The sequence below is a fragment of the Streptomyces sp. NPDC101225 genome (genome assembly GCF_044767585.1).
GTDB lineage: Bacteria > Actinomycetota > Actinomycetes > Streptomycetales > Streptomycetaceae > Streptomyces.
The window spans coordinates 42,886-64,423 of the sequence record NZ_JBIWOE010000011.1; the positions used below are offsets into that span (position 1 = coordinate 42,886).

The window sequence follows — 21,538 nt, forward strand, 5'->3', positions numbered from 1 at the left end:
TGGCCATGGCCACTACCGAACCGTTCGTGCTGATCGAACTGGCCGCCAGCCCCGGGCGGGCACGGCACCTCTCTGACGAACCGGCCGTCGTCGAGGCCACGAATGGCCAGTCGACGCCTGTCGTGAGTGGCGAATACCTCTCCCCCGCTCGTCACCAGGAACTCCTCTTGGTGCAGCGGTACCGAACGGCTCTGGTGCCGGCCTGACCTGCCCTCAAAGTGCAGGAGCTCGAGGCCTTTCGGACGAGCGATCACCACACTGTGGCGGGCCGGGGACACGATGGCCTGGTGTCCCAGGCGGAGTTGGGCTCCTCCTGGAGCCCCGGGAGCTGTTCTCCCGAGTTGAGATCCCATCGCTCGACCGATCCGTCACCGCTGACGACGACAGCCGTGTGATCGGGACCGAAGCCGATAAGGTCCCCAAGAGCACGTGGACGCCCGCGCTCGACGCGAAGGGCGAGCCGCGCGAAGACGCCGCCCTGGTCGAGATCACCGACCTGCTCGACCTCGGCGAATGGCCGCCGGGCCTGCGGGTGACCGTGCGCCGCGAGCCCGTCCACCCCACGTGCGCGCGCGACCTCAAGCCCTCCGAGATCGCCACCGGCTTCCGCTACCAGGCCATCGCCACCAATACCGCGGGCCGCCAGCTGCAGTGGCCCGATGACCGGCACAGGGCTCACGCCCACATCGAGTCCGGCATTCGAAGATCGAAATCTTTGACCCTCGCCCGGCTGCCCTCGTTCAAGTTCGCCCTCAACCAGGCCTGGTGCACCCTGCTCGCCCTGGCCTCGGACCTACTCTCCTGGCTACAACTCCTCGCTCTGGACGGCAAGCTCACCAGGCCGAACCCGCCACCGTCCGCAGCGAACTGTTCGACGTCCCAGCCGAGTTGGCCGAACACGCCCGCCGTCGGGAGCTCAAGTTCGACCCGGACTGGCCCGCCGCCCACCGCGCGATCGCTGCGTGGGACCGGCCCGAACAGCTCGCTTTGATCCCTCAGCAGCGCCAGATCCGAGATCGACTCGCCACCATCGGCCAGCATCACCGTCAGGTCCACGGCGACCCGACCGGGATCGTGCCCACCGCCGCGTCGACGCGACGGCGCGGGCGCTTCACCGAACGCGCCGGTCAGGCCTGTGGCCTTGGCCAGGTCAACCAGCAGCCGGGCGCCGGCGTGCCCGACCACGCCCTTGCCGTCGGTGGTTACGGACAGCCTCGGACGCGACGTTGCGGTCTTCACCTGGAAAGCGCTCCTGGACCTGGGTTCCTGACTCCGGAATTCAAGATCCTTCCAGGTCCAGGGGCACATTCCCGTTCCGCGACCAGAATCCGGACTCCCTTCGTGCACGCGCAAGGCCAACGTTCATGACCGCCACGGGGCGGCGGGCCATCAGGGCTGCTGCCGGGCCCATCCGGTGAACCACGGGGTTCCTGGACACGCATGTCACGCCCATTCCGAGCGGCCCCGGATATGCTTGCGAGCCACCCAGAGCAGTCAAGGCATATCGAACCCGGCAAAGGATCACCGTGAAGTATCCCTCCGAGCCCTCGGGTGGGTCTGGCGGCGGTTCCGAACAGGACGATCAGGCTCGCGGCGCTTCCGAGGCGGGCTCGGCCTCGCCGCCTCCTGGCAAGACCGCCTCCTTGGGGGCGGACGATGCATGGATCGTCCTGGCGCTTCTTCCGACCAGCGGCGCCGCCGAGCGTTCGGTCGTGCACCTGGGCCGGGCGTTTCGACGCACGGCCCTCCAAGGTCAGGCCGGAGCGTTCATCGTGACCCGCAATGGGCGCGGCGCGTTCCAGCTCGTCCAATCCCGGTTCGTCACAGCCAGCGGCGTGCTGGCCGCCATGATGAACATGTCGGTATCCGTCATGCTCGGATTCCATGGCCTGACCTCGGCCTTCAGAGGTGCCAAGGCCGGAGCCGCAGCAGTGCGCGCCCACAACACGGGGGTGGGGGCCGGGGCCGAGCGGGTCCGGGAGTTGCTTAATCAGGCCGGTGAGCACGGAGCCGGTCTGGTGATCCGCTGCCCGGATGACACGACCGCACGAAAAGCGGAGGACGACGTGGCGCGCTATGCCACCGATCACTGGCGCGGCTCGCGCTCGGTGTTTATCGACGCTCTTGCGCACCGGGGCGGCGAGTACGACTGGCTGCGCCCGGTCGCCGGCGAGCCCGCTCACCGCAGGCGGTAGGCGATGCCGGTCCGGGGAACGCGAGAGCAGGCGCCGTGAGCCCGCGGCGCGTGCTCGAATTGGAGCGTGATACTCGACGGCGGGCGATCCTGCTCGCCGCGGTGTCGATCGCCCTGACATGGATCGTGCTGACGGCTGTCTACTACGTTCTTCCCATCGGCAGCCACTTCACAGGGAGCGCCGCCACACGCCTGACCATCGGGCTGCTGCTGTTCGTGTTGCTCCTGCTGCACAAGGCCGGAAGGGTCTCAAGGTCCGAGCTGCCGGGTCTGCGCGCGGTTGAAGCCTTGGCCAGCGTGATCCCACTGTTCCTCGTCATCTTCGCGAGCACCTACCTGGCCATCGCCTCGCCGTCCGCCTTCAGCGAGCCGCTTGACCACACCAAAGCGCTCTACTTCACCATTACTGTGTTCTCCACTGTGGGATTCGGCGACATCACGCCGGAAACCGACACCGCTCGTCTGCTTGTAAGCGTTCAGATGCTTCTCGACCTCGTGGTGCTCGGCGCTGTGGTGCGGCTGTTGACGAAGGCCGCCGAGACGGGCCGCGCCCGGGGCCCAAAGGAACCCCCAGCCGAACAGTGACGCGGCGGCCGATGCGAGCCGGGCCGGCCTGAGCGCCATAGCATCGGGCCCGAACAGGGCTTCCGCACGTATGGCGGCGCGGACTGGGAGAGCGAGCAGCTCAAGGACTCTCAGTCCCCGCTGCCGCGGGCCCCGGCGTGGTCCACCACACCGTGTCCGTCGGATGTCCTCACGCTGCTGCCCGGCTGACGTGTCCGATCGTCTCCCTCATCGGCACACCTCACATCCGGGCCGATCCACATGACGTTTCTCGTTGGCGCCGTGCCGCGAAAGCTCCGACGATGAGTTTGCGGCGGTGGTGCCGTCTACCCGTCGACGAAGGGAGCGCACCATGCGCAAGATCATCGTTTGCACGTTCCTCACGCTGGACGGCGTCATGCAGGCGCCGGGCGGTCCGGATGAAGACGCTGAGAGCGGCTTCGAGCACGGCGGCTGGCAGAAACCGGTGGCCGACGACGAGGTCGGCACGGCCATCGCCGGCTGGTACGAGGACTCCGACGCGATGCTGCTGGGCCGCAAGACCTACCAGATCTTCGCGGCGTACTGGCCGACCGCCGATCCCGGCAACCCGTTCACCGACCGGATGAACAGCATGCACAAGTACGTGGCGTCTCGGACCTTGGCGTCCGTCGACTGGCGCAACTCCACGCTGCTTGAAGGCGACATCGCCGATGCGGTTCGCACGCTGAAGGCGTCCGACGGCGGCAACATCAACGTCGTCGGCAGCGGCGACCTCGCCCAGACCCTCATGCGGCACGGCCTCGTCGACGAGTACCGGCTGACCATCCACCCGGTGATCATCGGTACCGGCAAACGGCTGTTCGCCGACGGAGCGATCCCCACCGCGCTGGAGCCCGTGAGCGTCTCGACGACGAAGAGCGGCACCATCGTCGGCGTCTACCGGCCAAACGGCAAGCCCACCTACGACAGCTACTGAGCTCGGCGTTTGCGCTCTTCGGTCACTGACGCGGTACTGGGCGCGGATGGGGCAGCGAAGCCCTGGTCGAGCGGCCGCCGGCGGTCGAGCACCGGCGCGGGCACGGAACGCTGTACGCGGCTTTGAACGGCGGTTGGCGGGAGCCGACGCGCCTGCGGCGCCAGCTGGCCGGCCTCCCGCTGGCCGCGCCGGGGTCCGGCCGCACCTCCTGGGTCGCACCGCTGGATGCCGTGCGCCTGAGATCCGCCGACGACGCAACGCTCGTTACCGCGCGCCCAACTGCGCGATATTTTCGTGCAGTTGATGCAGGCCGGGCGGCCCGGAGATCCTCATCGTGAGGGACGCCGCGCCTATGACGTCACCTACCTCGCCCACGCCCTGACCGACCTGGTCAGCCGCCTGCATCCGCCCCATCTCCCGGCACCGGTGTCACGCTGGGGTCAGACCCCTCATCCGCGTACCTCACACACCATGGACGCAGCCGCCACACCGGTCCTACCAGGCACTCCAAGAGCGTTCACCCTGACGAGCCGAAGTCGGTGAACGCCAAGCCAAGTACGCGTCAGCTGCCCCGAAGACCGAGCGCCAGCGTCAGTTCAAGGACCCGGTGTGGCGAGGAGAGATCCGGGAACAGCTCCCGCAGCTGCGACATCCGGTACCGGACGGTCTGGGGATGGACGAACAACGCCGCCGCCACCTCCTCCCGCCTCCCCTGGTGCAGCAGCCACTCCCGCAGTGTCTCCTCCAGGCGCCGTGCGCTTGCGGCGGACAAGGTCCGCAGGGGTGCGAGGGCTCGGGCGCGCAGGTCTGCGAACGCGTCCGTGTCGGCGCTCAGCACCAGCTCGGGCAGGTGGTCCTCCGTATCGCGAATATCGGAGGAGAGGGAGCGCGCGCGTACGGCTCGTGCGTACGAGGCGGAGGCACGCGTCCATGGCCGGGCCGGGCCGGCCACGGCGGTGCGGTCGGTCAGCTGCCGCAAGAGATGTGATCGGTCGGCGTCGGGGACCAGCAGCACACCGGTGGCGTCCGGCAGATCGTCGAGGACGAGGGTGCTCGGGTCGAGCACGCGATAGGCGGGCCGGGCCTGGGCGGCGGGCAGCAGGACCGCGGTCAGCGAAACGGGAGGCTGCCAGCCGGCCCGTTGAGCGGAGGCCAGCAGCGCGTCCGGGCTCGCGCCGGCGAGCAGGTCGCGGGCCAGGTGTTCCAGGTGGCGCTCGTGGGCCCGGCCCCGGGCGGCCAGTTCGTCGGCGTGGCCCGCGGCGCTCGCGGCGGAGAGTTCGTCGATGTAGGCGAAGGTCAGCTCGGCGAACTTGGCGACCTCGGCGGCGGGCAGACCTGCGGGTACGGCACCCGCTGCCAGGCATCGCCAGGCCACGCGGGCACCGACGCGGTAGGCGCTGAGCAGGGCGTCCATCGAGCGGCCGTCGCGCACTTCACCGCGGCCCAGCTCGTAGGCCGCGTCACCGGCGTCGCCGCCTGTGGCGTTGCCGCTCGCAAGGTCGAGATAGTGTCCCAGGGCGGTGCGGACGGCTCGGCGGATGGTGGCGCCCATGTGACCCGACAGGGCGTTGGCGTAGGGAGGGACCTCGTCGATGATCGCCTGGACGACCTCGTCGGCGGTGGCCCTCAGCGCGGCCCGAAGTGCGGTGACCGTTGTCTCGTCAAGGGCCAGTTCACTGACCCTTCGCATGGCATGGCTCACGATTTTATTCCCTGCGAACAATCGGACCGTCCAAATTCACATCCTGCGGTCAGGACTTTACGCCTTTGCGCACAGCAAGCTGGGGCCATGACGAGTACTGCCCTCCGCAGCAGGGCGTGGAAACTGCTGGAGATGGTCACGACGCCGCTGCTGCCGTCGGACTACCTCGACCTGGTCAGCCCGCTGCGTGCGGGCGCCGACCTGCGGGGGCGCATCGAGGCCGTGCACCCCGAGACGGGTGACGCCGCGACCATCGTGATCAGGCCGGGACGGGGCTGGCGCGGCCACACGGCCGGTCAGTACGTGCGGATCGGGGTCGACGTCGACGGGGTGCGCCTGTGGCGTGCCTACTCCGTCACCTCGCCGGCAAACCGCCCGGACGGCCGCGTCACGATCACCGTGAAGGCGATCCCGGACGGCAAGGTCAGCAACCACCTGGTCCGCAGAGCGAAACCGGGCACGCTCATCCAGCTCGACCAGGCGACCGGTGACTTCGTGCTGCCACAGGCCAAGCCCGCCAAGGTGCTCTACCTGACGGCCGGCAGCGGCATCACGCCGGTGATGGGCATGCTGCGCGACACCGAGTTCGACGACGTCGTCATGGTCCATTGCGCGCCGCAGCCGCAGGACGTGATCTTCCGCAAGGAACTGCACGACCTGGTCGCGGACAAGAAGCTGCGGCTCACCGAGGTGCACACCGACACGGACGGCATGCTCGACATCGCCCGTCTCGATGAACTCGTGCCCGACTGGGCCGAGCGCGAGACCTGGGCCTGCGGGCCCGCGGGCCTCCTCGACGCCGCCGAAAAGCACTGGAGCGCGCACGGCGTCCCTGAGCGCCTGCACACCGAACGCTTCCGCCCCAGCGTCATCGCCACCGGCGACGGCGGAGAGGTCACGTTCAGCGCCACCGGCAAGACCGTCGAAGCGAACGGCGCCACGCCGTTGCTGGACATCGGCGAGGAGGCCGGCGTGCTCATGCCCTCCGGGTGCCGCATGGGCATCTGCTTCGGCTGCGTCACGCCGCTCAAGGCGGGAGCCGTCCGCGACCTGCGCACCGGCGAGATCACCGAGGCCGAGCCGGGCGTCCTCATCCAGACCTGTGTGTCCGCCGCGGCGGGCCCCTGCGACATCGAACGGTAGGAGCACCTTGACCGCCATCGACCCCACCGCCCACCTGACCGCGAAGCAGATCGAGGATCTCGGCCGCGAACTGGACGCGATCCGCGACGAGGTGATCGCCGGCCGTGGCGAGAAGGACGCCGCCTACATCCGCAGGGTCATCTCGGCACAGCGCAAGCTCGAGCTGGTCAGCAGGGGCGTGCTGCTGTTCTCGATCTTCCCGCCCGCGTGGGTGCTCGGCACCGCCGGGCTGTCCGTGGCGAAGATCATGGACAACATGGAGATCGGCCACAACGTCCTGCACGGCCAGTGGGACTGGATGCGTGACCCGAAGATCCACTCCACCACCTGGGAGTGGGACCACGTCTCGCCGTCCGATCAGTGGAAGCACTCGCACAACGAGCTGCACCACACGTACACCAACGTGATCGGCAAGGACAACGACCTCGGCTACGGCATCATGCGCGTCGACGAGGACCAGAAGTGGCACCCGTTCCACCTCGGCCAGCCGCTGTGGAACTTCATCAACGCCTGCTTCTTCGAGTACGGCATCGCAGCGTACGACCTGGAGCTCGGCAAGAACCTGCACAAGCGCCGCCGCAAGAACCCGGAGTTCCGCGCGCGGGCCAGGGCCGTGGGCCGCAAGATCCGCAAGCAGGTGCTCAAGGACTACGTGATCCATCCGCTGCTGTCGGGCCCGTCGTTCCTCCCCACGCTCGCCGCCACGTTCACCGCGAACCTGGTCCGCAACATCTGGTCCCACTCGGTGATCATGTGCGGGCACTTCCCCGAAGGCGTCCAGGTCTTCGAGCGCCGGTCGATCAAGGGCGAGACACGCGGCCAGTGGTACCTGCGCCAGATGATGGGCTCGGCCAACATCAGCGGCAGCAAGGCCATGCACTTCATGACCGGCAACCTCTCGCACCAGATCGAGCACCACCTGTTCCCGGACCTGCCGAGCAACCGGTACGCCGAGGTCGCGGTGAAGGTGCGCGCGCTGTTCGAAAAGTACGAGCTGGAGTACGTCACCGGGCCGCTGCCCAAGCAGGTGTTCTCCGCGTGGCGCAAGGTCTTCCGGCTCTCGCTGCCGAACAAGAGGCCCGAGGCCAGGACGCCGGACCGCGAGCAGGAACTCGTCGCGGCGTGATTCCCGGTGGCCCACGACGCTCCTGACGAGCGCCGCCGCGACGTCGCCGAGCAGGTCGCCCACGGCAAGATGAGGCCGAGGAGATGGCCGTCGGTGGTCCTGAAGATGCTGGTGCCGGCGTCAGCGGGAGCGGTGGGTACCGAGGTTGCGTCCAGGGCAACGCCGAGCGCGACGGCGCCGAAGGAACGCGAACGGACGCTCAGTTGCGGGAGCGTGAGGAGCAGGAAGACAGGGCTGCCCTCTCCCCTCGTGCTTCCTGAGATGAAGCTGAGCACGAACCTGTTGACACGAGCCCCGGCCGGCCATCAGGGCCGTCGCAGTCGCCGTCGCCCCACCGATCACGTCGACGACCAGCACCCCCGCTGCGCCGTAGATGTGCTCGGCGACGGAATCACATCTCGTCACGGACAGCATCGGCATCCCAGCCGGCCCGGGACACTGGTCGGCGGCGTGCCGATGCCACCCTGCGGCGTCCCCGCGCCATGACTGCCGGTACGGGTCCGTACCCCCGTCGGTGCAGCAGCATCTCGCTCGTGACGGTCAGCGGCCCTTGGCCTCGGAGGCATCCAGGCCGCGGTCGACGCCGTGGGGGACGACGTTCTGACCGGGCTCGAGGTGCAGGCGCGTGCCGTCGAGGTAGACCTCGACCTGGTCCGGTTCGAAGGACACCAGGTCGCTGATCCGGTCGACCTCCCGGTAGGCGTTGCGGTACGACCAGGCGGCGCGACTCGCGTCGCCGATGTCGTAGTAGTCGCACAGGCCCTTGTAGGGGCAGAAGGTCTGGCCTTCGACCGGGCTCAGCTTGGTCTCGTCGACGTCGGCGCGCGGAACGTACCAGCGCGGGGCGAATCCGGATTCGAAGAGCACCATGGGGTGCTCGGAGCGGGCGATCACGCTGTCGTCGAGGCGGACTTCCAGAGTGCGCGAGGTGTTGCGGATGTCGATGCGGTGGTACGGGTCCGCGGCGTGTCCCAGGATGCGTTCGTCCTCCTCGTAGAAGGCGTCCATCGCCCGCCAGGCGAAGGCGATACGGCCCTGGAGTTCGGCGGCATACACGGGCGGGGCGGTGAACTCCCAGGCGGCGCGTTCGGTGGTGCGCTCTCCTGCGTGCACGGCGTACCAGGCGGTGTCGCCGAGGTCCTTGTGCCGTGTGACCTTGCCGCTGGGGACCAGTGCCTGCTCGGCGACGTCTTCGCGGGGGAAATAGGCCACGGGATAGCGGCCCGGTTCGTGAAAGAGGATCACGTTCTCACTGTCGGCGATCCAGGCGTCGTTGAACTGCACGCGCATGCGACGGCGCAGCGGCTCGGCGAACAGGAGACGCTCGGGGAGCGGCTCGGGGGTGAGGAAGTGGCCGATCGAGCCTGCGGCGAGAGGTCCTTGTTGCCAGGACAGTCCCATGGCGGATTCCCTTCGGTGCGGAGTGCGGAGTGCGGAGTGCGGGGGCGCCGGCGCTCCCGGTGAGGTCGTTGTTGGTGGCGGTCAGGGGGTGCAGGAACAGCGGGAAGCGTGGGCCTCGGGCTGGCAGAAAAAGGTCCAGGCGATCTTGCTGTTGCCGGTGAGAGCCCGGACTCCCCCGTCGCCGCAGGAGTTCTGAACGATGCGCACGGCGTCAGGCGGGGACGCGGGCGAGGAAGTCGCGGATGTGACCGGTGATGGTCTGGAGGTGGCTCTCCAGGGCGAAGTGGCCGGACTCGAGCAGGTGGATCTCGGCGTCGGGCAGGTCCTGGCGGAACGCCTCGGCGCCGTCGGGGCCGAAGATCTCGTCGCCGGCTCCCCAGACCGCGAGCAGCGGGACCCGGGAGTCGCGGAAGTACTGGTGGACCTGCGGGTAGAGGTCCACGTTGGTGGGGTAGTCCCGGAAGAGCTTGAGCTGGATCTCGGCGTTGCCGGGGCGGTCCAGCAGCGCCTGGTCGTGGATCCAGTTGTCGGGGCTGACCAGGCTGGGGTCCGCCACGCCGTTCAGGTACTGCCAGCGGGTGCTCTCCAGGGTCAGGGCGCCGCGCATGGGTGCCTCGGTCTCCGGACCCGGGTTGCCGGTGTAGGCGAAGACGGCGTCCCAGAAGGGCTTGACGAAGCCCTCCTCGTAGGCGTTGCCGTTCTGGGTGATGATCGCGGTGACGCTCTCCGGGTCCTGGAGGGCCAGACGCCAGCCGATGGGGGCGCCGTAGTCCTGCACGTACATCGCGAAGCGCTCGACGCCCAGCTGCTGGAGCAGAGCGGAGGTGACCTCGGTGAGGGCGTCGAAGGTGTACGGGAAGTCCTGCAGGGCGGGCATCGCGGACTGGCCGAAGCCGATGTGGTCGGGGGCGATCACGTGGTAGCGGTCGGCCAGCGCCGGGATCAGGTGGCGGAACATGTGCGAGCTGGTCGGGAAGCCGTGGAGGAGGACGAGGGCAGGTGCCGTGGGGTCGCCGGCCTCCCGGTAGAAGACCTCGAGACCGTTGACGGTGGCCGTGCGGTGGTGGACGGCGAAGACCATGTCACTAACCCTTCTCAAGAGATTGACTGGTTACCCATAGCCGACCACGCCCCACCTAACCTGTCAAGGCAATCTAACTAGTTAGATTAGAGCCGTGGTCGGGGTCGCGCCGCGCCCAGGTGACCTGACTGGCTTCAGGCCGGTTTCAAGCCTCCTCCCGTCAAAGACCATCAGCGAGCGCAGCCGCTCACCCCGAGCGCGCTCAGGCGGTCGGTGCCCGCCTGTCTGTCCGGCGCCGCATCACGGGGTATCGGCTCGGCACTGCGGACTCTCGTCGCCGACCGGCCTGAGACGCTCGGGCGCCGGCTCGGTGCTCGCGCGGGGCCTCGGCCCGGCGCCCCGCGCGGCCGGCTCAACCCAGGTAGCCGAGCAGGTCGCTCAGCTCGAGCCGGTCCTGGCACTGCAGCAGCGTGCGTACGGGCCAGAAGGCTCTCGGGCCGCGGCTGCTTCCGTTGCCTCCGCCGCCGGGCGTGCGTGAGGGTGGATGTCGCTCAGCGGCAGGTGTCGCCAGACGTAGCGCACGTCGGGCCGCGAGAGCAGCAGGTCGCGGGTGATGGGGCCGGCGTCACTGCGGTACGGGCACTCGTAGTCGCCGTACTCGACGATGGTGACGGCGGCACCCTCTGGCCTCCTGACGTGATCGACGGCCGGGTCGACGCTGCCGACCATGTCGATGGCCGAGCATGCTGGATGCCACGACCGAGGCCGGGCGCCGGTAGTGGCGCCCCTCGCCGGCATCGGCTTCACGGTCTCCCTGCTGATCGCGAACCTCGCCTTCACCGGCAGACCGCTGCAGGAGGCCGTAGTCGGCATCACCCGCGACGGCGTGGCCGGATGACACTTCAGGCGGTCACGTCCGATCCCTGCGGGCACTCCGACGCTTCGCCCTGGCGAGCTCGCCCGCGATGGGCAGCCAGTAATAGGGAATGAAGGCGGCGATCACAGCCACGCCGAGTATGGGAACCAGACCACCGAGCAGGGTTCCAAGGCCGATCCAGACCAGGGCGAGCTGGAAACGCCGGCCGATGGCCGTCACACCGGCCGCATCGATGGTGGTGGTGAGGAGCCGCCGGTCATGACCGGCGTACCACCAGATGACGTTGAACAGTACGGCCGCGAGTTCGAACGCGATGCCGTGCAGGACGACGGCGGTGCGCTGCCCGTGTCCGTCGCGGAACGCTTCGGCCAGCACGGAAGCGGCGAAGGGCAGGAACGCGACGTCCATCAGCAGCATGGTGTTGAGGAACAGCACCACCCGGTCCGCGCTGCGGATGTGATCGAACATGATGTGGTGGTTGGCCCACACCTGCCCGATCAGCATGAAGGTGACGCCGTAGGCCAGATAGGACGGCCAGAGCGCGGCAAGGCCGTGCAGCAGGTGTCGGGTGTCGTGCGGCGGGCGGATCTCCAGGACGAGCAGCGTGATGGCGATGGCGATCACGGCGTCGCTGAACGCCACCACCCGGGCAGGATCGCGCTCTTCGCCGAACGGCGTCGACTCCCCTGGTTCCTGAACAGACTCTGTCATCACCCCAGCCTCTGGCACCGGACGCAGCTTCGCGAGCAACTGAGTGCCTTTATCTCCAGCGGCGCAGGAATTGCACCCAGCACTGTAGGCACTGCCGCTATGACGGCAGGGCAGACCGCTATGCTCCGGTCCCCGGTCGGCAGGCACATGGATCAGCTTGTTCACCGGTTGACCGGCGGCGGAACTCACTCTTCCGCAGCGCCATCCCCGGGCCGCTCCCGCGCTTCGGTGTTCACCTTGGGCAGCCCTCTCCGCCGCAGGTCGGCGACGAACCTGCGCACCAGAGCGTCGGAGGGAACCATCGTGATGGCGAGAATGTCGCGGTGCACCCTCGGTTCCAGACGGCGTGCCACGGCCGAGGGCCGTCCCGCCAGCGCGGACACCGGCACGATGGTCACCCCCCATACCGGCTCCTGCCAGCTGGGCAGCGGTTCGCGGGCTGAGGGTGCGCAGGACGACCGTCGGATCGGTGTGGACCCGGATGCCCCGGGCCAGCCGCTCCACCACAGGGGTACCCAACTCCCTCTCCAACGACGCGATCTGATGGGACAGCGCCGGCTGCGACATATGCAGTACACCCGCGGCCTTGGTCACCGAGCCCTCGTCGACCAACGCCACCAGACACTCCAGCGCCCGCAAAGTGGCCATACATGATTCCTCGTCATCGACCCCCGGCGTTCCCGGCCATACGGCCACGCTCACGAGCCGGAATGAGCGGGCACGGGCCCGGAGAAAACACGGCAGAGTCAGAAAGGCGGATACGCCGGCACCACCTCACGAGAGACGAAAACCGCGCTCCTGCAGTGTCCATGCGTTGCCGTCCGGGTCGGCGAACTCCACGAAGCTCGCATAGTCGCGGCGCTCCGGGTCGACACCCGGCGCGAAGCCCCCCTGCCACGCGTCGAGGGGTGCCTTGTGCCTGATCTCCCCGACATCGACGCCACGCTCCGCCAGCTCGGCCCGCGCAGCTTCAACATCGGGAACAACCAGGTACAGGCCGCGTACCGAGCCAGGCTCGGCCTCGGTGAGACCCACTCCGATCTGCACGGAGCACGCGGACCCAGGAGGCGACAACTGCACGACACGGAAATCGGGTCCGGGCCCGTAGTCCACATCAAGGTGGAAACCCAGACACCCGGTATAGAAAGCCAAAGAGCGTTCGACATCACTCACGGGCAGGATGACGACCTCGAGCTTGTACTCCATATGATCATTCTGGTACGGCGCGGCACCGCCTCGCCACCCCGCAGGCATGCGCGATACGAATGCTCCACCGAGAAAATTCGAATGGGCACGGTCTTCCATGCCGCTCCCTCCCTTCGAAGAATCCCAGCGAACGCACCACGCGATTCGTGATCACGAAATTTGCGGCGGCGCCGGCGAACAGACCCGTCTCGGCCCGAACGCACGGATCACAGACCCACGAGGGGCCGCCCCGGCCGCCCACCTTGCAGGAGGTCCGCAATGGCGACGCTGCTGTCCGTCAACGTAGGGATGCCCAGGGAGACCACCTGGCAGGGAAGAACTGTCCGTACGGGAGCCTGGAAGGCCCCCGTCAAGGGCCCCCGCATGGCCCGGCGGTGAACATCGACGGAGACGGCCAAGGAGACCTGGCAGGGCACGGGGGCGAGATACGTGCTGTCCTCGTCTACCAGCTGCAGTCCTACGAGTACTGGCAAAAACACCTCGACCGCGATGATTTGCGCTTCGGGATGTTCGGAGAGAACTTCACCGTCGACGGGTTGCCCGACGACGAAGTATGCATCGGCGACCGGTACCGCGTCGGCGAGGCCGAGTTCGAAGTCACCCAGCCCCGCGTCACCTGCTACCGCGTCGGGATGCGCATCGGTGAACCCACCATGGCGTCCCTGCTGGTCGCCCACCACCGGCCCGGCTTCTGCATGCGCGTGATCACCGAGGGACCCGTCCGGGCCGGCGACGAGATCACCCTCACCCGGAAAGGCCCCGAAGAACTCAGCGTCGCCGACACCGACGCACTGCTCTACCTCCCCGACCGCGCCCCCGCGGCGCTGGCCAAAGCACTCAACATCCCCGCCCTCAGCCCCGGTTGGCAACGGTCCTTCCGCGAACTCGCCGCAGCCCAGCAGCCCGGAGAAGAGCCGGCATCGCCAGGCTTCAAAAGCACGCGCGTCGCCCGCATCGTCCCAGAGACTCCCACCGTCTCATCGGTCGGTCTCGACACCACCGACGGCACCCCCCTGCCCGAGACCCGCCCCGGCCAGTACCTCTCCATCCGCCTCACCCTCGACAAGGCCACCCCCACGGTGCGCAGCTACTCCCTGTCCTCCGCGCCGGCAGCCACCACGTACCGCATCAGCGTCAAGCACGAGCCCCACGGGAAAATCAGCGGCTACATCCATGCCGCGCTCCGCCCCGGGGACCTCGTGGACGTCGCCGGCCCCCGCGGATCGTTCGTACTCCCAAACGACACCCGCCCGATCGTCCTCGTCTCGGCAGGGATCGGTGCCACTCCCGTACTCGCCATGCTCCACCAACTGGCCACCGCACGAGACCCACGCCCCGTCTGGTGGATCCACACCGCCCGCGACCGAGCACACCACGCTTTCGCGAACGAGACCCACGCGCTGCTGGCCCAACTCCCCGACGCCCACGAGCACATCTACTACACCTCCGAAACCCCGCACCCCGACGAGCCCCACATCACCCCAGGCCGCCCCAGTGCCTCATCCCTCACGGCCATGGGCATCCCCACCGACGCCGACGCCTACCTCTGCGGACCCCCTGCCTTCATGAGCGACCTCGGCGGCTTCCTGCACGATCACGGCCTGCGCCCCGAGCAGATCCATACCGAACGGTTCGGCGCCCTTCCTGCCATCAACCCCGGCGTCACACCCACCGCCACGATCCGGCCGCACCAACCACCCGGTCCCACGGGCACCGGCCCCCTCGTCACCTTCGCCCGCAGCGGCATCACCACCCCCTGGTCACCCGCCCACGCTTCCCTGCTCGATCTCGCCGAAGCCTGCGACATCCCGACCCGCTGGTCCTGCCGCACCGGCGTCTGTCACACCTGGTCACCCACCTCGTAACAGGCGACATCACCTACACCACCGCACCCCTGGAACTCCCCGAAGCCGGCACCATCCTCGCCTGCTGCAGCGCACCGACCACCGAGGTCGTCCTCGACCTGTAGGAGGTCGTTTTGAGAGTGTTCGGATGCCATCGGTGGGCGCTCGATCCCGGCGGACGTTCGTCGGTGACCACTCCCACGACGCGGCAGCGCCGTACGCGATACTCGTCCTGTGGCGAGTTTGAGCAGGCCCGGGCAGCTGCACAGCGCCGGAATGAGGATGCGGCCATCGCGTCGGCAAGCTCGCACGCCGAGTGCTACTCCGCCGATTGCTCCAGGCACGACAACAAGCTGTGACACCTGGATTTGCTCGCCCGTGCGGAACGGCTCTCGGAACTCGCCGAGCGCCCCTCACCGATGTTCACGCGCCATCCTGCTGGAGAAAATCACCGCGGCACGCCCCGGCCTCACCTGCACTGTTTCACCAACGGCCTCGAACGCTCAGCCGTTGATGCCGGCCTCACCCTGCCCTACCACAACGGCCGCTCCGATGACGGCAACACCAGAACGAAACGGTTTGGGAGGCAGATGCACGGCCACGCCGGAACCGATCTCCTCCGCAACCGCGTCCTCCTCAGGACTGTCCCGAAAATGCGGCACGGGAGCCCTCCGAGGCTTTCTTGTGGGGACGGACGCCGCTTCTGCGTTCGTCGCACCAAATGGGGCCCCGGCATCCAGAACGCCATGCCTGGCATGGTCCGCATGCGCAACCCAGCCTTCGCCAGGCAACAGGAGAACTCGTAGGCCATCCGGCACGCGAGTCATCATGTACTGGGCTGCGCTATTCGCCGACAGCACCGTCGATCGCTTCGCGCAGCAGGTCGGCGTGACCGTTGTGCCGCGCATACTCCTCGATCATGTGGGTGAGAACGTACCGGAGCGAGATGTCCACGCCACCGCAGTTGACAGTGTCATCGAGGGAGGCGAAGGAAGTAGCGACTGCGCGTGCACGGTCGCACTCCTCGCGCCAGGCTCCGAACGCCTCGTCCACGTCGGCGTCCTCGACGTGGAACTCGGCGGACGTGCCGTCGGCCTCGCCAGGCCAGAGCGACTTGACGTCCTCGGCGTTGAGGACGAAGCGGAACCAGGTTCGCTCAACGGAGGCCGCATGGCGTACCAGGCCCAAGAGTGTGAGCTCTGAGGTCGGGATCGCCCTTTGTTTCAGCTGCTCACCGGTCAGTCCCCGGCACTTCATGGCCAAGGTGGCCCGCTGGTAGTCGAGGAACGAGGTGAGCGACGCGCGGTCGTCGGCCACCTTCGAGGGGGGTATGCGCTGATCATCGGTCACCCAAACGATGATGGCAAGGACACCCGCCCGCAGGCCACACCTTCCCGCAGGAAGCCGGTTGCCAACTCCCGGCCGTCCCTCGTCATGAGACTCGTTGACATGGGCAGTGCCCGGGGTTTTGTGAGCTCGTTTCAGAAGGATGGGGAGCTCCCCTCGCCGTCATCGTGAGCCCGTGCCGAGCGCTCCTCGAAGCCCAGGCCGGCACGCGCCGCCGGCCTGATCGGCCACCGCCGGATGATGCTTGCCGGACTGAGCGTGTTGACACTCCTCAGCATCCGGGCGGCCTCGCCTCCAACGGCTGGCTCATCACCGCCCGCACCGTCCAGGCCATCGGCGAGGCGCTGTTGGCGCGCTCCACACTCAGCGTGCTGACGGCCGCCTTCACCCGGCCGGAAGCCGGTCGCAAAGCGCCTCCCCTACTACCTGGACCCCGACGAGCCACACTCGCGAACGCGCCAACCGCTCGACGTGTGGACGCCGTCTTGGGCGCTGTGTCGGGGGTCCAGCTCCGGGAGGCCGGCACCCAGGGCGGCACCCAGGGCGGCATCAGGGACACCGCCCAGTTGATGCCGTCGAATCGTCACGGGCGGACAGGGAGGTTGGCCTCCCAACCGTCGAGAAGGCGCTCGAGTCCCATTTCGAAACCGCGCTCGGCGCTGTCGGCGGCGTGGGGAAGTTCGGCGTCACGAATGACGCGGGCGAGGAGTGGGTGGCGCCCGGCCTTGACGACTTTGTCGAGGTAGGGCGCGTGGGCGTCCATCCACTCCTGGTTGCCGACTCCGGAGCGCCGGACGGCTTCCTGTTGGGCCAGTTCGCCGATGGCGTAGCCGCGGACGAAGGCCTGCAGCGTATCGACGACGGTGATCATGACGTCGATGTCGAAGCCGAGGGGATCGAGGGCGGCGAGCGCGTGTTCGGTGGCATCGAGGGAGTTCGGCCCGAGCGATGGGCGCCCGGCCGCGAGGGAGGTCATCCAGGGATGCCGGTGGATGGTGGCCCGGGAGCGATGGGCCAGTGTCCGCAAGTCGCCCCGCCAGTCGCCGGTGGGGGCAGGCGGGCCGCCGTCCTCGGCCACTACGGCGTCGAGCATGAGGTCGAGCAGGTCGTCCTTGGATGCCAGGTATCGGTAGAGCGAGGCTGTGCCCGTTCCCAGTTCCTTGGCTACGCGGCGCATGGACAGCGCGTCGATGCCCTCGGCGTCGGCGATCGCGATGGCCGCGGCAGTGATCTCCGTCCGGGTGCGTGAGGGCGCGGGGCCTTTCGCGGCCCGCTCCGGCCGACTCCAGACCACCGTGTGAACGTCGTCCATCGGGTTTCCCTCCTCACTACTGCGCTCACCGTTCGCAGTAGTGCTATCGTGAGGCCATAACTGCGAACAGTGTACCCGAGTAGAGCGTGTCCGACCGAAAGGGAAACCACCATGAACCCGCACGTCACCATCATCGGCGCCGGACTCGGCGGCCTGACCCTCGCCCGGGTCCTGCACCTGCACGGCATCCCCGCGACCATCTACGAAGCCGAGACATCGGCGGACACCCGCACGCAGGGCGGCCAGCTCGACATCCACGAGTACAACGGCCGGCTCGCCCTCGAAGCGGCCGGCCTCACCGACGAGTTCCGCGCCATCATCCATGAAGGTGGCGAGGCCGTACGTGTGCTCGACCAGCACGGCGCGGTCCTGCTTGACCAGCCCGACGACGGCACGGGCGGGCGTCCCGAGGTGCTCCGCGGAGACCTGCGTCGGATCCTGATCGACTCGCTGCCCGCCGAGGTGATCCAGTGGGGACACAAGGTCACCGGTGTCCACCCCCTGGGGGACGGACGGCACGAGCTGACGTTCGCCGACGCGCCGACCGTGACGACCAGCCTTCTCGTGGGCGCGGACGGCGCCTGGTCGAGGGTCCGGCCACTACTGTCCGACGCGAAGCCCGAGTACGTCGGCACGTCGTTCATCGAGACCTACCTGTACGACGTCGACCAGCGCCGCCCCGGAGCCGCCAAAGCCACCGGCGACGGTTCCCTGTTCGCCGTCACGGCCGGCAAGGGGATCCTCGGCCATCGAGAGGCCCACGCCGTTCTTCACACCTACGTCGCGCTCACCAAGCCGCAGGAATGGATCGCCGCCATCCTCGCCCGTCCCGAAACGGCGGCGGCCCAGGTCGCGGCCGAATTCACCGGCTGGGCACCTGAACTCACCGCACTCATCACTGACGGGGAAACCGCCCTCGCCCCGCGCCCGATCAGTGCCCTGCCGATCGGCCACCGGTGGGACCGCGTCCCCGGAGTGACGCTGCTGGGCGACGCCGCCCACCTCATGTCACCGTTCGCCGGGGAAGGCGCCAACCTCGCCATGTTCGACGGTGCCGAACTCGGCGAAGCCATCGCCGCACACCCCGGCGATATCGAAGGCGCCCTTGCGGAGTACGAACAGGCGCTCTTTGACCGCAGCGCCCGGTTCGCCGCCGAATCCGCCAAGAACCACCAGCTCATCTTCGGTGACAACGCCCCCGCCGGCTTGCTCGATCTGCTCACCGGCCAGGAACCGACCGAGTGAGCAGGGCCCACAGATCCGTGATCGTGAACCGCAGGCGTCGCTCTGGCCTCCCCGCGGCCAACACCCGTGCGGACAGCCGCTGCTGACGGGGAAGAGGTGAGGCGGGCGGACGGCACCGACCACGCCGCTCAGCACCGGGTCGGCGTGGTTCGCGCCAGCCCGCGCAGCCAGGAGTGAACCTGATCGGTGTCGTGACGCTGATGCCACGTCAGACATATTCGTGCCGACGGCAGTTCGAACGGGAAAGGAGACGACCATGCCGGGGTCGGCGACGGCTGAGCGTGTGGTGGCTTCGGGGACGTCGATCAGGAGCTCGGAGTCGCGCGCGAACCCAGCGCGGCCGCTTCCGTGGGCGCGGACGCCACCGCGCGGCGGGGTGAGGCCGAGCCGCGCGAGGGCGTCGACGCGCGCTCGATCCGCCCTCAGCACCATGCCCCAGCACCCACCCCGAGCACCCGTAACCACCCCCACTACCAGCGGCTATACCCACCGAACGCGGAATCCAGCACCAGCATCGCGTCGATGTCCGGACCCGAGCACGTCCTCGAGTGGCTGCAGAGCTGGTATTCGGCACAGTGTGATGGCGACTGGGAACACGAATGGGGCGTGACGATCGAGACGATCGACAACCCGGGGTGGCTCGTCAAGATCAATCTCGCCGAGACGGACTTGGCTGACCGCAACCATCCGCGTCGACGGATCACCCGAGACGAACACGACTGGGCCATGGCGTGGACGTCCGGGCAGACGTTTCACGTCACCTGTGGGCCCGGCAACCTGACCGAGGCACTCTCGCTGTTCCGGACCTGGGCCTCCAGGCACGTCACGGAACACCATTGATCGGAACTGCTCACGCCGCGAACGCGGGCCTGCCGACGGACGCCGCGCCAGAGGCTTCCTGTGCTCTCTCGCCATCAGAGGCCATCGAACGCGTGAGCGCCCTGACGGCCGGTGACGTACCCGCACGCCTGGGGCACGCCGTCCGCGACGACGACGTCCCCCGCAAGGCCGCCCCCACCGTCAAGACCCCCGCACCCCGCACCCTGCGCTTCGAGCCCTTCACCGCGAGCGAGCCCGGCAGTTCCTCGGCCGACGACGCGAGCGGCCTGCTTGGGGTAGCCGTCGCGCCCGCCGGAACCCGGTCTCTCAAAGGCCTTGGGAACACGATGCGGATGCTGTTTCGGCGCCGGGGTATCCCGCCGTCAGGTGCATCTTGAACCCCTCACGCTCAGAAATCCCCTGTTCCTGCGGATCAGCGTCTTCTGCTGCGGATGTGGCGGCTCACCCGCCACGAAGACGCAAAGCGGCGTTGCCCTTGCCCATGACGTCCTCGGTCCCCTGGACACGGCTGTCCTCGAGCCGCGATGCCATACCGGCAGCCCGCCCGAGGCGGCGAGAACACCGGCCGCAGCCGGGAGAGAGCGCCGTCGGGTACCTGTTACGTTGACCGCGAAACGGTCTCGCCCGGTGCTCCTGAAGCCAGTTCCGTACCGAGCGGAATGAGCCCCTGGTGAGGAGGGGCGCACGAACGCTCCCTGTTGGGCAGTAGCGGTGGCGACGGAGACCTGTCGGCATTGGCAGTACCGGGCGCGCGACACCTCCGGGAGGACATGTGAAGCTCGCCCGCGCGGGGTCCGTGCCGTCGGACGGACCGGTCCGGCGTCTGTCGCCGTGGCGGTTCGTGATGGTGTTCGGGGGCGTCAGCCTGCTCATGGACTATGTCTACGAGGGTGCCCGCTCGATCACAGGCCCGCTGCTCGCACACCTGGGAGCCTCGGCGGCCGTGGTCGGCGTGGTCACCGGGGCGGGAGAGGCCGCCGCGCTGGGACTGCGACTGGTCTCCGGCCCCCTGGCCGACCGCAGCCGCCGTTTCTGGGCCTGGACGATTGCCGGATACATGCTCACAGCGGCCAGCGTCCCGGTGCTCGGTCTGACCGGAGTCCTGTGGGTGGCCTGCACCCTTGTGGTCGCCGAACGGGTCGGCAAGGCGGTGCGCTCTCCGGCCAAGGACACGCTGCTCTCGCACGCCACCGCCGCCACCGGGCGAGGCCGCGGATTTGCCGTGCACGAGGCGATGGACCAGGTCGGCGCGCTCCTCGGACCGCTTACGGTGGCCGGCGTTCTCGCCCTCACCGGTGACGACTACGCGCCCGCTCTCGGAGTGCTCGCCCTGCCCGGTGTGGCAGCCATCGCCCTGCTCCTGTGGTTGCGGGCCAGGGTTCCTGATCCCATCGCCTACGAGACGGACGCCGGCTCACCTGCACCTCGAACCCGACCCCTCGGCGAACCCCAGGATTCGAGGCTGCCGCAGTCCTTCTGGGCCTATGCGGCCTTCACCGCCGCGACCCTGACCGGTTTCGCCACCTTCGGTGTGCTTTCCTATCACCTGGTGACCCGCCACCTCATGGCTGCCGCTACGGTGCCGGTGCTGTACGCGGCGGCCATGGCCGCGGACGCGTTGGCCGCGTTGGCCACCGGCTGGCTCTACGACCGGGTCGGTGCCCGGGTTCTGGTCGTCCTGCCGCTCCTGTCTGCCGCCGTTCCGGCGCTCGCCTTTACCAATACGGTGGGGATCGCCGTGGTGGGTGCCCTGACGTGGGGTGCCGCCGTCGGTGTCCAGGAATCCACTCTGCGCGCCACGGTCGCCGATCTGGTGCCGACCGGCCGCCGGGCCACCGCCTACGGCGTCTTCGCCGGGATCATGGGCGCCACCGCGCTGGCCGGTGGCGCGCTGACCGGGGTGCTGTACGACGTCTCCGTCCCCATTCTGGTCATCGTCGTCGCAGGTATCCAGGCCGCAGCACTCGCCCTGCTGTGGACCACCCGGGCCGCGAGGTCGGGCAGGCGGATATCTCCCCCTTAGCTGAGTCCGCGAGCGACAAGGGCG

The 21,538-nt window shown here is 68.6% G+C and carries 21 protein-coding genes and 4 pseudogenes; 13 read left to right on the forward strand and 12 right to left on the reverse strand.

Features of this window, described 5'->3' with window-relative positions; translation table 11 throughout:
- The first annotated feature begins 5 nt into the window (after positions 1-5).
- Positions 6-206, forward strand: coding sequence for a hypothetical protein (locus ACIRPX_RS17925; RefSeq protein ID WP_404194989.1), 201 nt, complete (start codon positions 6-8; stop codon positions 204-206).
- Between the two features lie 185 nt (positions 207-391).
- Positions 392-991 carry a hypothetical protein gene (locus tag ACIRPX_RS17930; RefSeq protein ID WP_404195417.1) on the forward strand — a complete coding sequence of 200 codons (600 nt, stop codon included), beginning with the start codon at positions 392-394 and terminating at the stop codon, positions 989-991.
- Here ACIRPX_RS17930 and ACIRPX_RS17935 read toward each other — a convergent pair.
- Positions 967-1,239: pseudogene (locus ACIRPX_RS17935) on the reverse strand (IS1380 family transposase); the annotation flags it as partial. The gene ACIRPX_RS17930 and the pseudogene ACIRPX_RS17935 sit on opposite strands and share 25 nt — an antisense overlap.
- Positions 1,240-1,526: 287 nt before the next feature.
- Between ACIRPX_RS17935 and ACIRPX_RS17940 the strand changes: the two are divergent.
- The 3 genes from ACIRPX_RS17940 (at position 1,527) to ACIRPX_RS17950 (ending at position 3,716) form a co-directional block, all read left to right on the forward strand.
- A complete protein-coding gene (locus ACIRPX_RS17940; RefSeq protein ID WP_404194991.1) occupies positions 1,527-2,195 on the forward strand; it encodes a hypothetical protein in 669 nt (222 codons plus the stop codon).
- Positions 2,196-2,245: 50 nt separating this feature from the next.
- On the forward strand, positions 2,246-2,779 hold the full coding sequence (locus tag ACIRPX_RS17945; protein ID WP_404194993.1) for a potassium channel family protein: 534 nt from the start codon (positions 2,246-2,248) through the stop codon (positions 2,777-2,779).
- Between the two features lie 331 nt (positions 2,780-3,110).
- Positions 3,111-3,716, forward strand: coding sequence for a dihydrofolate reductase family protein (locus ACIRPX_RS17950; protein WP_404194995.1), 606 nt, complete (start codon positions 3,111-3,113; stop codon positions 3,714-3,716).
- Positions 3,717-4,278: 562 nt separating this feature from the next.
- Here the strand turns inward: ACIRPX_RS17950 and ACIRPX_RS17955 are convergent.
- Positions 4,279-5,418 (reverse strand): PucR family transcriptional regulator, encoded by a 1,140-nt coding sequence (locus tag ACIRPX_RS17955; protein WP_404194997.1) that lies wholly within the window; start codon positions 5,416-5,418, stop codon positions 4,279-4,281.
- 87 nt (positions 5,419-5,505) lie between these two features.
- On the opposite strand from ACIRPX_RS17955, the gene ACIRPX_RS17960 reads away from it, so the two are divergent.
- Together ACIRPX_RS17960 and ACIRPX_RS17965 are read left to right on the forward strand one after the other, a co-directional pair.
- Complete coding sequence (locus tag ACIRPX_RS17960; protein ID WP_404194999.1) at positions 5,506-6,561, forward strand: ferredoxin reductase; 1,056 nt, start codon at positions 5,506-5,508, stop codon at positions 6,559-6,561.
- Between the two features lie 7 nt (positions 6,562-6,568).
- Positions 6,569-7,687 carry a fatty acid desaturase family protein gene (locus ACIRPX_RS17965; protein ID WP_404195002.1) on the forward strand — a complete coding sequence of 373 codons (1,119 nt, stop codon included), beginning with the start codon at positions 6,569-6,571 and terminating at the stop codon, positions 7,685-7,687.
- Between the two features lie 540 nt (positions 7,688-8,227).
- Here the strand turns inward: ACIRPX_RS17965 and ACIRPX_RS17970 are convergent.
- The 3 genes from ACIRPX_RS17970 to ACIRPX_RS17980 form a co-directional block, all read right to left on the reverse strand.
- Positions 8,228-9,088 carry a DUF427 domain-containing protein gene (locus ACIRPX_RS17970; RefSeq protein WP_404195004.1) on the reverse strand — a complete coding sequence of 287 codons (861 nt, stop codon included), beginning with the start codon at positions 9,086-9,088 and terminating at the stop codon, positions 8,228-8,230.
- Between the two features lie 211 nt (positions 9,089-9,299).
- On the reverse strand, positions 9,300-10,169 hold the full coding sequence (locus ACIRPX_RS17975) for an alpha/beta fold hydrolase (protein WP_404195007.1): 870 nt from the start codon (positions 10,167-10,169) through the stop codon (positions 9,300-9,302).
- Positions 10,170-10,547: 378 nt separating this feature from the next.
- A complete protein-coding gene (locus tag ACIRPX_RS17980) occupies positions 10,548-10,838 on the reverse strand; it encodes a DsbA family protein (RefSeq protein ID WP_404195009.1) in 291 nt (96 codons plus the stop codon).
- Here ACIRPX_RS17980 and ACIRPX_RS17985 point away from each other — a divergent pair.
- Positions 10,837-11,007 carry a Na+/H+ antiporter NhaA gene (locus ACIRPX_RS17985; RefSeq protein ID WP_404195012.1) on the forward strand — a complete coding sequence of 57 codons (171 nt, stop codon included), beginning with the start codon at positions 10,837-10,839 and terminating at the stop codon, positions 11,005-11,007. The two genes, ACIRPX_RS17980 and ACIRPX_RS17985, sit on opposite strands and share 2 nt — an antisense overlap.
- A 12-nt stretch (positions 11,008-11,019) precedes the next feature.
- On the opposite strand, the gene ACIRPX_RS17990 is transcribed toward ACIRPX_RS17985, so the two are convergent.
- The 4 genes and pseudogenes from ACIRPX_RS17990 to ACIRPX_RS18005 form a co-directional block, all read right to left on the reverse strand.
- Positions 11,020-11,862, reverse strand: a complete 843-nt coding sequence (locus tag ACIRPX_RS17990; RefSeq protein WP_404195404.1) for a TMEM175 family protein — start codon at positions 11,860-11,862, stop codon at positions 11,020-11,022.
- A 20-nt stretch (positions 11,863-11,882) separates the two neighbouring features.
- A complete protein-coding gene (locus ACIRPX_RS17995) occupies positions 11,883-12,095 on the reverse strand; it encodes a hypothetical protein (RefSeq protein WP_404195407.1) in 213 nt (70 codons plus the stop codon).
- A gap of 139 nt (positions 12,096-12,234) precedes the next feature.
- Positions 12,235-12,345: pseudogene (locus ACIRPX_RS18000) on the reverse strand (LysR family transcriptional regulator); the annotation flags it as partial.
- Positions 12,346-12,471: 126 nt separating this feature from the next.
- Complete coding sequence (locus tag ACIRPX_RS18005) at positions 12,472-12,903, reverse strand: VOC family protein (protein WP_404195014.1); 432 nt, start codon at positions 12,901-12,903, stop codon at positions 12,472-12,474.
- 374 nt (positions 12,904-13,277) lie between these two features.
- Here ACIRPX_RS18005 and ACIRPX_RS18010 point away from each other — a divergent pair, with 374 nt between their 5' ends.
- Positions 13,278-14,768, forward strand: a complete 1,491-nt coding sequence (locus ACIRPX_RS18010; RefSeq protein WP_404195017.1) for an MOSC domain-containing protein — start codon at positions 13,278-13,280, stop codon at positions 14,766-14,768.
- A gap of 431 nt (positions 14,769-15,199) precedes the next feature.
- Positions 15,200-15,385, forward strand: a pseudogene (locus tag ACIRPX_RS18015) (ISL3 family transposase); the annotation flags it as partial.
- A gap of 205 nt (positions 15,386-15,590) precedes the next feature.
- On the opposite strand, the gene ACIRPX_RS18020 reads toward ACIRPX_RS18015, so the two are convergent.
- Together ACIRPX_RS18020 and ACIRPX_RS18025 are read right to left on the reverse strand one after the other, a co-directional pair.
- The gene (locus ACIRPX_RS18020; RefSeq protein WP_404195022.1) at positions 15,591-16,097 is read right to left on the reverse strand and encodes a DinB family protein; all 507 of its coding nucleotides are present in this window, start codon (positions 16,095-16,097) and stop codon (positions 15,591-15,593) included.
- A 580-nt stretch (positions 16,098-16,677) separates the two neighbouring features.
- A complete protein-coding gene (locus ACIRPX_RS18025; RefSeq protein WP_404195024.1) occupies positions 16,678-17,406 on the reverse strand; it encodes a TetR/AcrR family transcriptional regulator in 729 nt (242 codons plus the stop codon).
- 111 nt (positions 17,407-17,517) lie between these two features.
- On the opposite strand from ACIRPX_RS18025, the gene ACIRPX_RS18030 reads away from it, so the two are divergent.
- Positions 17,518-18,651, forward strand: coding sequence for an FAD-dependent oxidoreductase (locus ACIRPX_RS18030; RefSeq protein WP_404195027.1), 1,134 nt, complete (start codon positions 17,518-17,520; stop codon positions 18,649-18,651).
- A 128-nt stretch (positions 18,652-18,779) separates the two neighbouring features.
- Here ACIRPX_RS18030 and ACIRPX_RS18035 read toward each other — a convergent pair.
- Positions 18,780-19,053, reverse strand: a pseudogene (locus ACIRPX_RS18035) (LysR family transcriptional regulator); the annotation flags it as partial.
- Between the two features lie 120 nt (positions 19,054-19,173).
- On the opposite strand from ACIRPX_RS18035, the gene ACIRPX_RS18040 reads away from it, so the two are divergent.
- A complete protein-coding gene (locus ACIRPX_RS18040) occupies positions 19,174-19,491 on the forward strand; it encodes an immunity 53 family protein (protein ID WP_404195030.1) in 318 nt (105 codons plus the stop codon).
- Positions 19,492-20,263: 772 nt separating this feature from the next.
- Positions 20,264-21,514 carry an MFS transporter gene (locus ACIRPX_RS18045; protein WP_404195033.1) on the forward strand — a complete coding sequence of 417 codons (1,251 nt, stop codon included), beginning with the start codon at positions 20,264-20,266 and terminating at the stop codon, positions 21,512-21,514.
- The last annotated feature ends 24 nt before the right edge of the window (positions 21,515-21,538 follow it).

Excerpts from the sequence above, each read along its gene's own strand:
- ACIRPX_RS17925 (WP_404194989.1), top strand. The coding sequence starts at position 6 with ATGGCCACTACCGAACCGTTCGTGCTGATCGAACTGGCCGCCAGCCCC.
- ACIRPX_RS17950 (WP_404194995.1), top strand. The coding sequence starts at position 3,111 with ATGCGCAAGATCATCGTTTGCACGTTCCTCACGCTGGACGGCGTCATG.
- ACIRPX_RS17960 (WP_404194999.1), top strand. The coding sequence starts at position 5,506 with ATGACGAGTACTGCCCTCCGCAGCAGGGCGTGGAAACTGCTGGAGATG.
- ACIRPX_RS17970 (WP_404195004.1), bottom strand. The coding sequence starts at position 9,088 with ATGGGACTGTCCTGGCAACAAGGACCTCTCGCCGCAGGCTCGATCGGC.
- ACIRPX_RS17975 (WP_404195007.1), bottom strand. The coding sequence starts at position 10,169 with ATGGTCTTCGCCGTCCACCACCGCACGGCCACCGTCAACGGTCTCGAG.
- ACIRPX_RS17985 (WP_404195012.1), top strand. The coding sequence starts at position 10,837 with ATGTCGATGGCCGAGCATGCTGGATGCCACGACCGAGGCCGGGCGCCG.
- ACIRPX_RS17980 (WP_404195009.1), bottom strand. The coding sequence starts at position 10,838 with ATGGTCGGCAGCGTCGACCCGGCCGTCGATCACGTCAGGAGGCCAGAG.
- ACIRPX_RS18005 (WP_404195014.1), bottom strand. The coding sequence starts at position 12,903 with ATGGAGTACAAGCTCGAGGTCGTCATCCTGCCCGTGAGTGATGTCGAA.
- ACIRPX_RS18025 (WP_404195024.1), bottom strand. The coding sequence starts at position 17,406 with ATGGACGACGTTCACACGGTGGTCTGGAGTCGGCCGGAGCGGGCCGCG.
- ACIRPX_RS18030 (WP_404195027.1), top strand. The coding sequence starts at position 17,518 with ATGAACCCGCACGTCACCATCATCGGCGCCGGACTCGGCGGCCTGACC.
- ACIRPX_RS18040 (WP_404195030.1), top strand. The coding sequence starts at position 19,174 with ATGTCCGGACCCGAGCACGTCCTCGAGTGGCTGCAGAGCTGGTATTCG.